At 40.5% G+C, this 16,613-nt stretch carries 12 protein-coding genes; 9 read left to right on the top strand and 3 right to left on the bottom strand.

The window, feature by feature from the left end; translation table 11 throughout:
* Positions 1–15 precede the first annotated feature (15 nt).
* On the top strand, positions 16–2,562 hold the full coding sequence (locus IJ535_RS11505; protein WP_294302920.1) for a heavy metal translocating P-type ATPase: 2,547 nt from the start codon (positions 16–18) through the stop codon (positions 2,560–2,562).
* 571 nt (positions 2,563–3,133) lie between these two features.
* Here IJ535_RS11505 and IJ535_RS11500 read toward each other — a convergent pair.
* The 3 genes from IJ535_RS11500 to IJ535_RS11490 are packed head-to-tail and all read right to left on the bottom strand — an operon-like array spanning position 3,134 to position 5,448.
* Positions 3,134–3,751, bottom strand: coding sequence for a hypothetical protein (locus IJ535_RS11500; RefSeq protein WP_294302917.1), 618 nt, complete (start codon positions 3,749–3,751; stop codon positions 3,134–3,136).
* Between the two features lie 4 nt (positions 3,752–3,755).
* On the bottom strand, positions 3,756–4,376 hold the full coding sequence (locus IJ535_RS11495) for a YesL family protein (protein ID WP_294302916.1): 621 nt from the start codon (positions 4,374–4,376) through the stop codon (positions 3,756–3,758).
* A 16-nt stretch (positions 4,377–4,392) separates the two neighbouring features.
* Complete coding sequence (locus tag IJ535_RS11490) at positions 4,393–5,448, bottom strand: LacI family DNA-binding transcriptional regulator (protein WP_294302913.1); 1,056 nt, start codon at positions 5,446–5,448, stop codon at positions 4,393–4,395.
* Positions 5,449–5,709: 261 nt separating this feature from the next.
* On the opposite strand from IJ535_RS11490, the gene IJ535_RS11485 reads away from it, so the two are divergent.
* The 8 genes from IJ535_RS11485 (at position 5,710) to IJ535_RS11450 (ending at position 16,433) form a co-directional block, all read left to right on the top strand.
* The gene (locus IJ535_RS11485) at positions 5,710–6,621 is read left to right on the top strand and encodes an ABC transporter permease (RefSeq protein WP_294302910.1); all 912 of its coding nucleotides are present in this window, start codon (positions 5,710–5,712) and stop codon (positions 6,619–6,621) included.
* 13 nt (positions 6,622–6,634) lie between these two features.
* The gene (locus IJ535_RS11480; RefSeq protein WP_294302907.1) at positions 6,635–7,546 is read left to right on the top strand and encodes a carbohydrate ABC transporter permease; all 912 of its coding nucleotides are present in this window, start codon (positions 6,635–6,637) and stop codon (positions 7,544–7,546) included.
* Between the two features lie 56 nt (positions 7,547–7,602).
* Complete coding sequence (locus tag IJ535_RS11475) at positions 7,603–9,267, top strand: ABC transporter substrate-binding protein (protein WP_294302904.1); 1,665 nt, start codon at positions 7,603–7,605, stop codon at positions 9,265–9,267.
* A 27-nt stretch (positions 9,268–9,294) separates the two neighbouring features.
* Positions 9,295–10,821 carry a glycoside hydrolase family 32 protein gene (locus IJ535_RS11470; protein ID WP_294302902.1) on the top strand — a complete coding sequence of 509 codons (1,527 nt, stop codon included), beginning with the start codon at positions 9,295–9,297 and terminating at the stop codon, positions 10,819–10,821.
* A 20-nt stretch (positions 10,822–10,841) separates the two neighbouring features.
* Entirely contained in the window at positions 10,842–11,807 is a 966-nt protein-coding gene (locus IJ535_RS11465; RefSeq protein WP_294302900.1) for a carbohydrate kinase family protein, read from the top strand.
* 212 nt (positions 11,808–12,019) lie between these two features.
* On the top strand, positions 12,020–13,339 hold the full coding sequence (locus tag IJ535_RS11460; RefSeq protein ID WP_294302899.1) for a replication-associated recombination protein A: 1,320 nt from the start codon (positions 12,020–12,022) through the stop codon (positions 13,337–13,339).
* Between the two features lie 89 nt (positions 13,340–13,428).
* Complete coding sequence (locus IJ535_RS11455; RefSeq protein ID WP_294302896.1) at positions 13,429–14,718, top strand: aminotransferase; 1,290 nt, start codon at positions 13,429–13,431, stop codon at positions 14,716–14,718.
* A 140-nt stretch (positions 14,719–14,858) separates the two neighbouring features.
* Positions 14,859–16,433, top strand: a complete 1,575-nt coding sequence (locus tag IJ535_RS11450) for a transposase (protein WP_294302893.1) — start codon at positions 14,859–14,861, stop codon at positions 16,431–16,433.
* Positions 16,434–16,613 lie beyond the last annotated feature (180 nt).

Here is a 16,613-nt window from a genome sequence, read left to right as displayed (position 1 = left end):
TAGAAAGGATAGATTATGGAGCAATACAATGTTACGGGAATGAGCTGCGCCGCTTGCCAGGCCAGGGTGGAAAAGGCAGTTTCGGCTGTGCCTGGTGTTGACAGCTGTGCTGTGAGCCTGCTTACTAATTCCATGGGAGTAGAGGGCAGTGCAGATGCGGCAGCTATTATAAAGGCTGTAGAGGATGCTGGCTATGGTGCCAGTGTAAAGGCCAGTGAGGACGCAAATAGTAGCTCAGTTCCAAATTATGATAATGATTTAAAGGATACTGAAACACCAAAGATTAGAAATAGGCTGATTGCATCGGTGATTATACTGCTGCCTCTTATGTATGTGACCATGGGGCACATGCTGTGGGATTGGCCATTGCCAGGATTCTTAGATGGAAACCATATTGCTATGGGAATCTACGAGTTGATTCTTGCGGCAACGATTATGGTAATCAACCAGAGGTTCTTTATTAGTGGATTTAAGGGGCTTGCGCACCGGGCTCCTAATATGGATACATTAGTTGCCATGGGTTCAGCGGCTTCATTTATTTATAGTGTTTATGCCCTGTTTGCTATGACAAGTGCACAGTTGAATGGAAATTCAACAAGAGTAATGGAGCTGATGGATGAGTTTTATTTCGAATCAGCGGCTATGATTCTCACCCTTATTACTGTAGGTAAGCTATTGGAAGCTGTTTCGAAGGGCAGAACTACTAATGCCCTGAAGGATTTGATGAAGCTTGCAGCAAAGACAGCTGTTGTCATAGTAGATGGCAAAGAGGTAGAGGTTCCTATTGAACAGGTGAAGATAGGAGATCGATTTGTAGTCAGACCAGGTGATAATATACCTGTAGATGGCGTGGTAGTTGAGGGAAGCAGTGCTGTTAATGAGGCAGCCCTTACTGGCGAGAGCATCCCTGTAGATAAGGCAGTGGGTGATACAGTATCTGCAGCTACCAGCAACGAAAGCGGTTACATGGTTTGTGAGGCCACCCGAGTAGGAAAGGATACCACCCTTTCTCAGATTATTCAGATGGTAAGTGATGCAGCAGCTACAAAGGCTCCAATTGCAAAGATTGCAGATAGAGTATCGGGAGTATTTGTTCCAGCAGTTATTATAGTTGCCATTATCACATTTGTAATATGGATGCTAGTGGGACAGCCTGTAGGCTACGCCCTCGCAAGGGCAATCTCGGTGCTTGTTATCAGCTGTCCATGTGCACTTGGCCTTGCCACACCAGTTGCCATAATGGTAGGAAACGGCATGGGTGCCAAGAATGGCATCATGTTTAAAACGGCAGTTTCCCTTGAGGAGGCAGGTAAGACTCAGATAGTTGCCCTTGATAAGACAGGTACCATCACCAAGGGTGAGCCAAAGGTTATAGGTGTTTTTGAGGCAGAAGGAATAGATGATGTTGATCTTATAAGAACAGCCTTTGCTCTTGAAAGCAAATCGGAGCATCCTCTGGCTAAGGCCATAGTAGAACGTGGCTTAGAGGATGGCATGGAGCCAGCAGACATATCTGATTTTAAAGCTCATGCTGGCAGTGGCCTAAGTGCCACACTTGATGGAGAAAACATATATGGTGGTAACGGAGATTTTATCAAAAAATATGTTGATATAGATGAAGAAAGCCTTGGTCTTGCAGATACACTTGCTAACAAAGGAGAAACACCTTTGTTCTTTGCCAAAGGAAACAGGTTCCTTGGGATTATATCTGTGGCAGATGTAATCAAGGATGACAGCCCAGAGGCAATTAGGCATCTTAAAAACATGGGCATTCATGTGGTGATGCTGACAGGTGATAACGAAAAGACTGCACAGGCTATTGCCAAGGAAGCCGGGGTAGATGAAGTTATATCAGGTGTTAAGCCTGATGGCAAGGAAGAAGTAATTAGAAAGCTTCAGGAATTTGGCAAGGTTGCCATGGTAGGTGATGGAATAAATGATGCCCCAGCTCTCACCAGGGCGGATATAGGAATTGCTATTGGCGCAGGCACTGATGTGGCCATTGATGCAGCAGATTTAGTAGTGGTAAAAAGCAGATTATCTGATGTTGCAGCAGCTATCAGACTTAGCAAGGCCACACTTAAGAATATTCATGAGAATCTATTCTGGGCATTCTTCTACAATATAATAGGAATTCCACTTGCAGCAGGAGCCTATATACACGCCTTTGGATGGACACTTAACCCTATGTTTGGTGCAGCAGCCATGAGCCTATCAAGCTTTTGCGTAGTAACCAATGCACTAAGGCTAAATCTATTTAAAATGCATGACAGCTCTAAGGACAAACCGATGAAGAACACCTTAGGCCATGACATGCTTATTAATAATACAGTAAACAACAAGGAGGAAAACAACACTATGGAAATCACAGTTAATGGAATGATGTGCCAGCACTGCGAAGCACACGTAAAGGAAGCACTTGAAAAACTCCCAGGAGTTGATGAGGCTACAGCAAACCATGAGGCCAACACAGTAACCCTAAAGACATCAGCTGATGTAGCAGAAGCTGACCTTAAGGCTGCTGTTGAAGCTGCCGGCTACGAATACGTAGGTATCAAATAATCCCCGCCACCAGCTGGGCCCGTCCCCCTTAGGTAGGTGGCTAACATTGGAGCAGATTTGTAGATTATCTTAATGTGAGCAATCTTGCATAACGTAGGTGTACTTACACAGCTTTTACAATTCGAAAGTAATGTATGCAGAGAGCGGACATAACATAGACTACAAAGCATAAGCATGAGCTAGATTATGCAGTATTGCTATTGCTACTACACTCGCTAACAAAAATTAAAAAGCAGGTTTTGTATATATAGCCACCGTGGCACATTCAACATCGTGTTTCAAGTGGCCACTTGCGCCGCCGTCCATGGCGGCGCATGACTATATATAACAAAACCTGCTTTTTATTTTTCTAAGCTCGTTCCAAAGCAAAAGCAATACTGCATAACTAGCCTCATACTTATGCTCCTTGAAAATAACAAATATGTCCGCTCTCTGCATACTTTACTGATAGAATTGTAAAACTTTGTAAGAACACCTACTAATAAATATGCAAGATTTCACATTTAGATAATCTAAAATCTGTGACTGTAGCCACCTACCTAAGGGGGACGGGTCCAGCGGGTGGCGGGGATTACATAAACTCCCTAAGTAGCGTCAGCTTTCCATCCACGTGATTGTCAGATGCAACAATACCCAGGTAGATAGGCTCGCTGTAGCCGGCGCTTTTAAATGGGGCAAAACCTGAGACATCGATAGCATAAGGCTTACCATTATCATCAATTAGAAACAGTGGCTTAAGCTTATCCAACAACTGAGGACTATTAGCCCTCACAAAGTCTTCAATATTCACAAGATACTCAGCGCCATTAGCATAGGACATAGCATAAGAATCACCTATAATAACATCCAGCCTGTCAGCACTTAGGGCTGAGGTAAGCTTCATAGAGGATGCGTAGGCGTATTCTAAGTTCTCGCTAGATGGGTCTTCGGTGATAAGCAAATCCTTGTAGCTGCTTATAATCAGCCCGCTGGAACCTAAAAGTGCATCAGTAACCTTATCATCAACGGCTACATTCACGTAAGCCACATATAAATCAACAGAGCCAGCGTGCTTAACAGTTTTTACAATAGAAAAAATAGCGCAAATCAAAACTACAGTGACTATTATGTGGATTTTGTAATAATCCCATATGCACTGTAGTTTTTGTTTTGCGCTTAATTCTTTAAAGGTTGAATTTCTTTCTTTCATAATTTTAGCTTTCACTCTGTTCTTCACACTGGATTAAGATGTTCTTCATAAGCATGGCAGAAAACAATGCACATGTGCCAACTCCAAAAATGATAAGTGGCGTGCACACGTAGTAGATGAGATAAGCCATGATTACGTATATGCCAGCCATTATAACAGTGCAAAAGATAAATCTCATGCCAAGCATGATGGAATTCTTGAACATGTTGATTATCGTATTTTCGAAGCGGGCGTTAAGTGGAAAAACCCATAAAAGTACGATGATGTATGCGATGCAGGCTACCACAAGGATGGCGCTGACAAGTGTCCAGAATGCTGATGTAAAGCAAAGATGGTACATTACATAAGCATCAACAGCAAGCACTACGCCAAGTACAGTCATAATGATTCCGATGATAGTGCTTTTCAAAAATCCATCCTTGAAGCTTGAAAAGAAGGCCTTTGTAATATAGCCCTCCTCATCACGAGCAATCTTTCCAGTGCAATAGCAAAGTGCAGTGGTGGATGCACCAATTGTAACAACTGGTATGCAGCATACAAACCAAAGTATATTAAGCCAGACACTGTATACAACCTTTGTCAAAAATCTAAGTACTGGCCCATCATAGTTTAATAAATTTCGCATAAAAAACTCCTATATGCTAATCTCTTGTAGACTCTCTTAAGATAAGATTTGTCTCAGTGTAAACTGTTCTGTAGTTAAGATCAGGCTGCTCAATTCTTGATATAAGTAAATTAGCAGCTGTGCCACCCATAATCTGTGAGTGGATGTGACAGGTGGTAAGTGAGGGAGTCATTACCTTTGATTCGGCTGAATCGTCAAAGCCACATAGCATAACATCATCAGGGCAGTTAACCCTGAATTTTCTAAGACAAGTAATAAAATCCAAGGCGATAAAATCGTTGGCACAGATGAAAAGCTCTGGCATTTCGTCCAATGCTTCTATTGCATCAGAAAGGTAAGAAATGTATTCGCCACCGTGTGGATGAACATTTGTAAGACAGAACTTTTCTATAATATGCAGGTTATTTAAAAACATGGCGTTGCGAAATGCCATGTATCTTTCAAAGAAAGAACGACAGTGATCTGGCTGTCCAACAAAACCTATTTTCTTAACACCACGCTTAGCCATTTCAGAGATAAGTGTAAAAATTCCTGTGGAATTATCCATAAGAAGAATGTCAGCTGGAAGCTGCTTAGTGTAGCTACCTACTGGGGCATCTGCAAATAAAACAGGAATGCCTAAATCACATAGAAGCTCACAGTAGCCTTGATTAAACATTTCCACGCAGATGATTCCATGAGTGCGGCTTTTGTCAAAGCTGGCAGGAAATGTGCCATTTTCTATGTTGTCAGGTGTAACACGATGCATGGTCATGCTGTAGCCTAAGTGAGTGATTTCATTCTGAAATTTATCTAGCATGGTAGATGCAAAGTGGGAATTGCCAAGGAAATTACCTGTAAAAAGTGCAATCTCACCAGATACAACAGGCTTGCTTGCGCTGTTAGAGCCTAATATATCTGAAACAGAATTAGCATAAGAAAACTGCTTGTAACCCATTTCTACAGCCTTAGCTAATACCTTTTCCCTAGTGGAATCTGCAAGGATTCCGGTGTTATTGATAGCCTTTGATACAGTGTTTCTAGAAACCCCTAATGCATCGGCAATGTCTTGAATAGTAACTTTATTTGCCATTATATTCTCCTATTTATTATGTAAAAACTAAAAATATTTCAATTCACATGTACTTGACACCTGTAAATTATAAAATGTAACAACATATTTGTCAAATGTAAAAATTCATGTGAAAATTGTTACAAAAACACACCATCCCCCTTGTTATATTTTTACAAATAAACAAAACTCCATTGACACAAATGTAAAACATGGTATGATTTATGCATAACCGATTTGTGCAAACGCACAATAAAATATGGGTTTCATTGAGGAGGATTAATGAAAAAGGAAGGAAAAATGCATAATACCCTAACCTATGTTATGCATCACTGGAGATTATATGTGTTCTTTTTAGGACCAGCATTGTTACTTACAATCATATTTAGATACCTACCAATGGGCGGTATATTAATTGCTTTTGAAAAGTACAGTCCTTTTAAAGGGTTCTTTGGAAGTGAATGGGTTGGACTAGAATACTTCAAACAATTCTTATCTTCACCAGATTTTATATCTTATCTGGTAAACACATTAAAGCTTAGTGTATTTGGATTGTTATGGGGCTTTCCAGTGCCAATTATCTTAGCACTTCTTCTTAATAGAATAGAAAGCAGCAAGATAAAGCAGAAGATTCAGCTAGTGCTTTATATGCCAAACTTCATATCAGTAATTGTACTTTGTGGTATGGTAAGAATTCTTCTTTCAGTTACTGGACCAGTTAACATGATGTTTAATACCACAATCAATTTCCTTACATTGCCAGAGGCATTCAGACCAATCTACATTATAAGTGGTATCTGGCAGGGAGCAGGTTGGGCATCAATCATGTACACAGCTTCACTTGCAAATGCCAGCCAGGAATTAAAGGAAGCAGCTCAGATCGACGGAGCTAACATCTTCCAGCAGATTAAGGCTGTAGAGTGGCCAGCTATTAAGGATATGGTTGTTATCCAGTTTATTTTACAGGCTGGTAACATCATGAGCATCGGCTTCGAAAAAGCTTATGCACTTCAGACAGATTTGAACCTTGGTGCATCAGAAATCATTGCAACCTACGTATATAAGAAAGGTTTGCTTGATGGAAACTACAGTTATTCAACAGCCGTTGGTTTGTTTAATACAGTTATCAACTTAATCTTGCTTATTACAGTTAACAAGGTTGTTGAAAAGATGAACGATGGTCAGGGACTATAATCGGGAGGAAGAAATGGAAGCAAAGAAAAAGAAAAAAAGCGCGTTCTCACGATACTCAGCTGGGGACAAAGCATTTTTACTTGTAGGATATGTGATACTTGCTCTTTTTGTTTTAGCAATCATCATTCCTATGGTATACATCGTTGTAGCATCATTTATGGATCCTATAACATTACAGAATACAGGTATTACTTTTGATTTAGACAAATGGACATTAACTGCCTATGAAAGAGTTATTTCTAATGCACAGATTTGGGTAGGCTTTAAAAATGCAGTGATTTATTCATTAGTGTTTACCTTCCTATCAGTAGCTATTACCATGCTATGTGCCTACCCAATGTCTTTAGAGGATTTCAAGGGAAGAAAGATATTTAACGTAATCTTCATGATTACAATGTTCTTCGGCGGTGGTTTGATTCCTACATACTTGCTTATCAGTAACTTAGGTTTGCTTGATAGCATGTGGGCAGTTGTTCTTCCTGGAGCATTTTCAGTATGGAACATGATTATCGCCCGTACATATTATAGAGGAATTCCTGGTGAGCTTAGAGAAGCTGCCGAGGTTGATGGAGCCAACGAGCTTACATTATTCTTCAGAATACTTCTTCCAGTATGTACACCTGTTATCGCAGTTCTTTGCTTATGGCAGTTCGTTGGAATGTGGAACAGCTACTTCGATGCAATGATTTACTTAAACACAGCATCTAAGCAGCCACTTCAGCTTGTACTTAGAGCTATTCTTATTCAGAACCAGCCAGATGCAGGTATGATTGCAGATATGCAGTCTACAGCTGAAAGAGCTCGCCTTGCAGAGCTACTTAAGTATTCAACAATTATTATTTCAAGTTTACCACTTCTTGTAATGTATCCATTCTTCCAGAAGTATTTCGATGCTGGAATTATGGTGGGTTCAGTAAAGGGATAAATCGTTTTTGCTAGTAACTGCACAAAGCAGTTCTATATATAGGAGGAGAGAAAAGAATGAAAATGAAAAGCGCAAAGAGAGTTGTGGCTGCAGCTCTAGCCGTAACAATGGCATCTACAATGTTTGCTGGTTGCGGTTCAAAGGGAAACAATGCAAGTAACGCTGATAAGGTTGATATGGAAAACCTTTCATTCCCACTTGCAGAGACAGTTACTATTACAGGTACAACAAGCTACCCTGTAGGAACTGAGGAGAATCCAAACAATCGTACAATCTTCAAGAGATTAGAGGAAGAGACAAATGTACATGTTGATTGGACAGCAATTTCTTCAGACCAGTGGGGTGACAAGATTTCACTTAACATGGCTAATGCAAACACTCTTACAGACTTCGTATTTACAGCAGGCTTCGGCGACAACGACTTAATCAGATATGCTGACCAGGGCGTTATCGTTCCAGTTGAAGAATACATTGACAACTACATGCCAAACCTTAAGGCAGTATTTGATAAGTACCCAGAGTACCGCACAATGTGTGAGGACGCTGATGGACACATCTGGGCACTTCCTTGGATTGAGCAGCTTGGTTCAGAGAAGACTGCAATCCAGACAGTTGGTAACAACATGACATTCATCAACCAAAAATGGTTAGATTTCCTTGGACTTGAAACACCTACAACAGTAGATGAGTTCGAGCAGGTATTACTTGCTTTCCAGGAGCACGCTCCAGAGCTTCAGAAGGAATTTGGTATTGATGGTGACATTATCCCTATGTCTTGCATCGTAAACGACCAGGATCCTAACCTTCTTATCAACGGTTTTGGCGATGGTATCGGTGATGTTGATATGGGACAGCATATTGCAGTTACAGATGACAAGAAGGTTATTTGTACAGCAACAACAGATGGCTTCAGAAAGGGTGTTGAATGGTTACACAAGCTCTACGCTGAAGGACTCATCGATCCAGAGTGCTTCACACAGGATTGGTCAACATACGTTGCAAAGGGTAAGTCACACAGATATGGTGTTTGCTTTACATGGGATGTAGCTAACATCGATAACATTCAGGATTACGTTCCACTTAAGGCTCTTAAGGCTGATACAGTAAATGTAACTCCACAAAACGGTTCTTTCACATCAGGTTTTGATAGAGGACGTTGTGTTGTAACAAGCGTTTGCAAGAACCCAGCATTTGTTTGCGCATGGCTTGATAAGATGTATGATCCATTCCAGTCTCCACAGAACAACTGGGGAACATACGGTGAAGATGATGATTTCGATATCTTCGAGCTTGGCGAGAACGAAGATGGCGAGAAGATGCTTAAGCATGCACCACTTGGCGATGCTTCTCCAGTAGAAGTTCGTGAGGCTGAGTGCGTTGGTGGTCCTCTTGCAGTTCTTGATGAGTACTACGGAAAGTATGTAACATGCCCAGATGATGCACAGTATCGTCTTGATTGGATCAAGGATTACTACACAGATGATATGCACTGCAAGTATGTTTACCCACGCGTATTTATGTCATCAGAAGACACAGAAAAGCTTTCAGCAATCCAGACAGATTTAGTATCATACTTAAACTCAAGCAAGGCTGAGTTCATCAGAGATGGTATTACAGATGATTCATGGAATGCATACATTAACCAGGTTGATAGCTACGGCTTAGACCAGTACCTTGAAATCTATCAGAAGTATTTCGATGATTTCTATTCAGGAAAATAATAATAAATAGTAAGGAAGAGAAGATATATGAACAGTCAAACTTTGAGAGAGGCTAGAAAATACGAGGAGGCCTTTGAAAAGTTAATTCCAGCGGAGCAAAGACCTAAGTTTCATTTGTCTCCACGAGTAGGTTGGATGAACGATCCTAACGGATTTTGTATCTATGGGGATAAGTACCATTTGTTTTATCAGTATCATCCTTATGATGCACATTGGGGACCAATGCATTGGGGACATGCAGTGAGTGATGATTTACTCCACTGGGAATTCCTTCCTGTGGCACTTGCACCAGATGAATACTACGATAAGGATGGTGTATTCTCAGGAAGTGCAATCACATTAAAGGATGGAAGACACCTGCTCATATACACGGGAGTTATGAAACGCACTGTGGAAAATGGACAGATGAAGGAATTTCAGACACAGTGTGTTGCAATAGGTGATGGCCTGGATTATGAAAAATATGAAAATAACCCAGTAATTAATTCAGATAAAATCCCTGATGGCGCCAGCAAGACAGACTTTAGAGATCCTAAGATTTGGGAGAAGTCTGACGGAACTTACAGATGTCTTGTTGCTAATCGTCCTGCAGATGGAAGTGGTCATTTACTCTTGTTTAAGAGTGATGACTGCATCCACTGGGACTTTGAGAGGGTATTTGCCAAGAACGAAAGACGTTACGGTCTTATGTGGGAATGTCCAGATTTCTTTACATTAGATGGAAAGGGCGTACTTCTCACAAGTCCACAGGATATGCTTCCTGAGGGCTTCGAATTCCACAATGGTAACGGTAACCTTTGCATTATCGGTTCATACGATGATGCTACAGATACCTTTACAGAGGAAAGTGTTCAGGCTGTTGACTACGGAATCGATTTTTACGCTATGCAGACAATCCTTACAAAGGATGGCAGACGCGTAATGATTGGCTGGATGCAAAACTGGGATACTACAGGTGCCCATGATGGTTCTGACCCATGGTTTGGCCAGATGTCACTTCCAAGAGAGGTTACAATAAAGGATGGCAGACTTTGCCAGTGGCCAATCAAAGAGCTTGAAGACATGCGTGTTAACAAGGTAGAAATCAAGGACGCTGTAGTTGAGGCAACAAAAGACCTTAAGGATAGAGATAGCGAATCAATAACAGGCGGTGTTTCATTTGAAGGAATCAAGGGCAGATGCCTTGATATGGAGCTTGAAGTAAAGCCTAAGGACATTGATGCAATGTTTGACAGATTTGTTATTTCAATTGCTGCTGATGAAAAGTTCCACACAGATATCGTACTTCGTCCAAAGGAGAATATTGCAAAGATTGATAGAAAGTTCTCAGGCTCAAGACGCGCCATAGTTCATCAAAGACGTGCACATATTCCATGGACAGAAGAGTCAATAAAGGTTAGAATAGTCATGGACAGATACAGCATGGAAGTATTCTTCGAGGAAGGCAAGTATGTTATGACAGCATCACTTCCTACAGATGTTTCATGTGATGGCATTTACTTTAACACTAATGAGGATGCCATAGTAAGTATCACCAAATATGATTTAAACTAATTATTAGAGCGAGAGGTATTATGGAAAAAACATTAGACGTAGTTGCTTTAGGTGAGCTATTAATTGATTTCACTGAAAACGGGTTAAGTGAGCAGGGTAACCCATTGCTTGAGGCAAACCCAGGAGGAGCCCCATGTAACGTGCTTGCAATGCTTCAAAAATATGGCAAGTCCACAGCATTCATTGGTAAGGTTGGTAATGATAATTTTGGACACATGCTGGCTGACACTGTTAAGTCCCTTGGCATCGATGTTTCTAACTTGAAATTCGATGATGAGATTCATACAACACTTGCTTTTGTACACACCTACGAAGATGGAGACAGAGATTTCTCGTTCTACAGAAATCCAGGTGCTGACGTAAGACTTAGCGCAGAGGAGATAGATCCTTCAATCATTGAGAAGGCTAGAATCTTCCATTTTGGAACACTTTCAATGACACATTCTACAGTTGAGAATGCCACAATTAAGGCTATTCAGCTTGCAAAGGATAACGGATGCTTAGTAAGCTTTGACCCAAATCTTCGTCCACCACTTTGGAACGATTTAAGCGTTGCTAAGGAAAAGATGGATTACGGTTTTGGCAAATGCGATATCCTTAAGATTTCTGATGATGAGGTTACATTCTTTACAGGCGAGGCTGACGTTTTAAAGGGTGCTAAGCTTATCAAGGAAAAATATGGAATTAAGCTTGTGTGTGCCACACTTGGCAAGGATGGAAGCTATGCCCTTTACGGTGATAAGGTGGTTAAATGCAATCCATTCCTTAATCCAAATACAATCGAAACAACCGGTGCTGGCGATACATTTATGGGCTCAGTTCTTAATTCGGTACTTGAGGTTGGTATTGATAATTATGATGAGGATAGCCTATTAGGAATGCTTACAGTAGCAAATGCCGCAGCTTCTATTATCACAACAAAGCGCGGTGCCTTAAAGGTAATGCCAAAAGAGGACGAGATTAAGGAATTTATTAAAACAAGATAGTTTGTTTTAGAAATGAATTACTTGCCCTACGGACAAATGTCCGTCACAGACAAATTTTTTGTTGTAAGTGAATAGGTTTTATAGTATAGTATCAGAGATGGTTACTTTAGTGGGGTAAAGTTAAATCTCTGATACTTTTTTGTTTTATATAAATCACTGAAAATGTGCTATTATATTTAGGAAAAAAGTAAGATATTAAGGAAGGTATCCACATGGATCTTTTTGATTACATGCGACAGGAAGCAAAGAAAAAAGAATCGCCTCTTGCAGCAAGACTTCGTCCTACCACTTTAGATGAGGTGGTTGGGCAGCAGCATATTATTGGCAAGGACAAGCTTTTATATCGTGCCATTAAGGCCGATAAGCTTTCTTCCATCATATTCTATGGGCCACCTGGTACAGGAAAAACTACTCTTGCACAGGTTATAGCCCACACCACATCAGCAGAATTCACATCTATCAATGCCACTACATCTGGAAAAAAGGATATGGAAGCAGTGGTTGAGGGTGCCAAGCAAACTCTTGGAGCTTATGGCAAGAAAACCATATTATTCATAGACGAGATTCACAGATTTAATAAAGGACAACAGGATTACCTGCTACCATTTGTTGAGGACGGCACAATCATATTGATAGGAGCCACCACAGAGAACCCTTACTTCGAGGTAAACGGGGCTTTACTTTCCCGTTCCATTATATTCGAGCTTAAGCCTCTTGAAGCAGAGGATATTAAGACACTTATTATGAGGGCTCTTACAGATAACGAAAAGGGCTTAGGCAGCTATGATGCCATCATTGATGATGACGCACTTGATTTCCTTGCAGACATTGCAAATGGTGATGCCAGAAGTGCTCTTACAGCAATAGAGCTTGGCGTTCTTACTACTGATAGATCAGAGGATGGTAAGATTCACATTACAATAGATGTTGCCAGCGAATGTATACAAAGAAGAGTTATTAAATACGACAAAGATGGCGATAATCATTATGACACCATCTCAGCTTTTATAAAGAGTATGAGGGGAAGCGACCCGGATGCTGCAGTGTATTATCTGGCCAGGATGCTATACGCAGGGGAAGACCCTAAGTTTATTGCAAGGCGTATATGCATCTGTGCATCAGAGGATGTGGGAAATGCAGACCCACAGGCACTTGTTGTTGCCACCAGTGCATTTCTTGCCACAGAACGTATAGGAATGCCAGAGTGTCAGATTATTTTATCTCATGCAGCCACCTATGTGGCATGTGCACCAAAGTCCAATGCAGCCTACGGAGCCATTGACCTTGCCATGCAAGAGGTAAAGAACAACACTACTAGACCAATACCTACCCATTTGCAGGACGCTCACTACAAATCAGCAGGCAAGCTTGGCCATGGCATCGGTTATGAATACGCCCACGATTTCCCTAATCATTTCTCCCACCAGAGGTACCTTCCAGAAGGACTTGAAATCGGGGACTTCTACAAGCCAGGCAACCTTGGCTACGAAAAACAAATAACAGACTATCTAGAATATATAAGAACCCACTAAAAGGCTTCCCCCTTAAGTAGGGGGAAGCTGTCAGCGCAGCTGACTGATGAGGGTATGACATTTCATATATAGAAAGAGAGAGGACAACTATGAAAAAGTACAACGAAATGACCCCAGAAGAACTATCAGCCGAAAAGGAGCTTCTTAGAAAGGAATATGTTGCATGGCAAGCCAAAGGCCTAAAGCTTGATATGAGCCGCGGTAAGCCTTCTTTAGAGCAGCTCAATCTTTCTATGCCACTTTTTGATATCCTTGATGGTAAATCACTTATGAAGTGCATGAATGGTGTAGAAACAAGAAACTACGGTCAGCTTGAGGGTATAGTTGAGGCACAGCACCTTATGGCAGAGATTATGGATTGCCAGCCAGAACAGGTAATTGTTTGTGGTAACTCATCTCTTAATATTATGTTTGATACAGTAGCACGTGGCTACATGTTTGGTTTTGATGGATGTACACCATGGTGCAAGCTGGAGCGTGTAAGATGGTTATGCCCAGTTCCAGGCTATGACAGACATTTTGCTATTACACAGCATTTTGGATTTGATATGATAAATGTTCCTATGAACGAGGACGGCCCTGATATGGATGTTATCGAAGGCTTAGTTGCTGCAGATGACAGCATCAAGGGTATCTGGTGCGTTCCTAAGTACTCTAACCCACAGGGTATCGTATATTCTGACGAGGTTGTTAGACGTATGGCTAATCTTAAGCCAGCAGCTAAAGACTTTAGAGTATTCTGGGATAACGCTTATGCAGTTCATCACCTTTACAAGGAAAAGAGCAAGATTCTAAACATCCTTCATGAGTGTGAGGAAGCTGATAACCCTAACCTTGTTTTCGAATTTGCATCTACATCAAAGATTACATTTGCCGGTGGTGGTATTGCAGCAATCGCCTGCAACCATAACAACCGTGAGGAGCTTAAGAGAACGCTTACAGTGCAGACAATCGGCTTTGATAAGATTAACATGCTTCGTCATGCAAGATATTTCCAGGATGTGGAATCAGTATCTAAGCACATGGAAAAGCATGCTAAGATTCTTCGTCCTAAGTTTGAGCTTGTTATCAAGACAATGGAAGAGGATTTAACAGGCCCAGGCTGCGGCTCATGGATTTCACCAAAGGGTGGCTACTTCATCACATTTGAGGCTCCTAAGGGTACAGCTACTCGTATAGTAGATTTGGCAGCTGAGGCTGGCGTTAAGCTTACACCTGCTGGTGCACCATTCCCATATCACATGGATCCAGGCGATTCTATCATCCGTTTCGCACCATCTCTTCCACCAATCGAAGAGCTTGAGCAGGCTGCTAAGATATTCACAGTATGCGCACGTATTGCATATCTTGAGAAGCTTATTTTGGCTAAGATGGAATAAAATAACATTAAAGGCAAAGGGGCTGTTAAAAAACTCCCCTAAAAGGTAAGGAGTGAAATCTTCGGATTTCACTCCTCTTTTATTAAAAAAATGAGCCACAGACCTATGGCTGTGACCCAAATCCGGTATATAATATACCTATGCTAACCACTACAAATATTAAACCAAAACAACTAAAATTACCACTAGATATTGAAACTTTAATTCCAGTTTCAGACATTGTGTATAGTTTTTGTGAGATTGTGGATAGTATTGACCTAAGCCAATATGTTGCAACAAAGGAGAGCAACACTGGAAGGCCTAAGTACGATCAAATCAAGCTCTTAAAAGCTGTTCTATTCTCTTTTATGGAAAATGGCTACCTTTCCTTGAGAAAAATAGAAAAATCATGCAAAACTGATATACGATATATGTATCTTTTAGATGGCATGAAAGTTCCAACCTATGTTTCTATAGGATCTTTCATTAACTCACTAAAATCTTCAATTCAAGATATTTTCCTCGATATAAACAAAGAAATTTTTAAACGTGATTCTGTAGACTTAAATCATACTTACATAGATGGAACAAAGATTGAAGCTAACGCTAACAAATACACCTGGGTGTGGAAGAAATCATGTACAAAAAACAGAGATAAAACATTCGAGAAAATCACAGCCTTAATTGAGCACATAAACATAGAAGACTTGGCAACAATGGGGATAAAGTTCGAAATACGATCTGAGTATGCAGTGGAATATTTGGATTTGCTTATGGAAGAATATGCCAAACAGATGAACTTAAATCCTAAAGAATTTAAGCATGGAAAAGGACATAGAAAAACCAATGAGCAGAGAAACTATGAGCTTCTTGAAGCTTACAGGAATAAGATTTCCAAGTACATCATAAGCATCAATATTTGTGGAGATAAACGAAACAGTTATTCAAAAACAGACCATGATGCAACATTTATGAGAGTGAAGAAAGACTATATGGGAAATGACCAGATTCTTCCAGCTTACAATATGCAGATAGCTGTATGTGATGAATACATAGCAGTCATAGATGCAAAGCAGTATGCTTCTGACATGGATTGTTTTGTTCCGCTAATGGAGAAATTTAATGAGATGTATGGACACTATCCAAAGTACCCTGTTGCTGATGCTGGCTATGGCTCATACAATAATTATATCTACTGCGAAGAACATGGAATGGAAAAATATATGAAATTCACAATGTTTGAAAAGGAAACAAAGGATAAGAAATACCAGGAAAATCCTTATCGAGCCACCAATTTTGCTAGTGATTCAGAAGGTAATCTGATATGTCCTGCCGGAAAGAAATTTCAGTTTAAGTATGAAAAACATGTAAAAGGTAATCAGTATGGCAGAACTGAAGAAGTCTATGAATGTGAAAGCTGCGAAGGCTGTGAACACAAAGAAAAGTGCTGTCCTAGAGCTAAGAATAATAGAACCATAAGACTTAATCGCGAGTTAACTAAGACTCATGAAGAAGTACTAGATAACCTTTGTTCTATTCAAGGAGCTTTACTTTGTATGAATAGAAGCATTCAGGCAGAAGGAACTTTTGGTGTTATGAAATGGGATAAGTCATACAAAAGAGCATTCAGAAAAGGCTTAGAAAGTGTGATTTTAGAGTTTACACTAATTTCCTGTGGTTTTAACCTTTATAAATACCATAACAGAAAGCAAAGAGAAGCCATAAAAGCAGCATAGAGCCTAAGTCCCTTTTCCATCTAACCGGCCATGAAGTGCATGGCTTTGCTTAGTGACTCTATTTTTTATAATTATAGGGGCAAAAGAAAATCCAAAAACAAAATAAAAGAGGATTCAGGGGCTATCCGAGGATAGTCACTGAATCCAGTCCTTTTTTAGGGGAGTTTTTTAACAGCCCCT

Origin of the sequence: Pseudobutyrivibrio sp. (assembly GCF_017471675.1) — a bacterium.
Lineage (GTDB): Bacteria > Bacillota > Clostridia > Lachnospirales > Lachnospiraceae > Pseudobutyrivibrio.
This window is presented reverse-complemented; position numbering and strand designations above follow the sequence as displayed.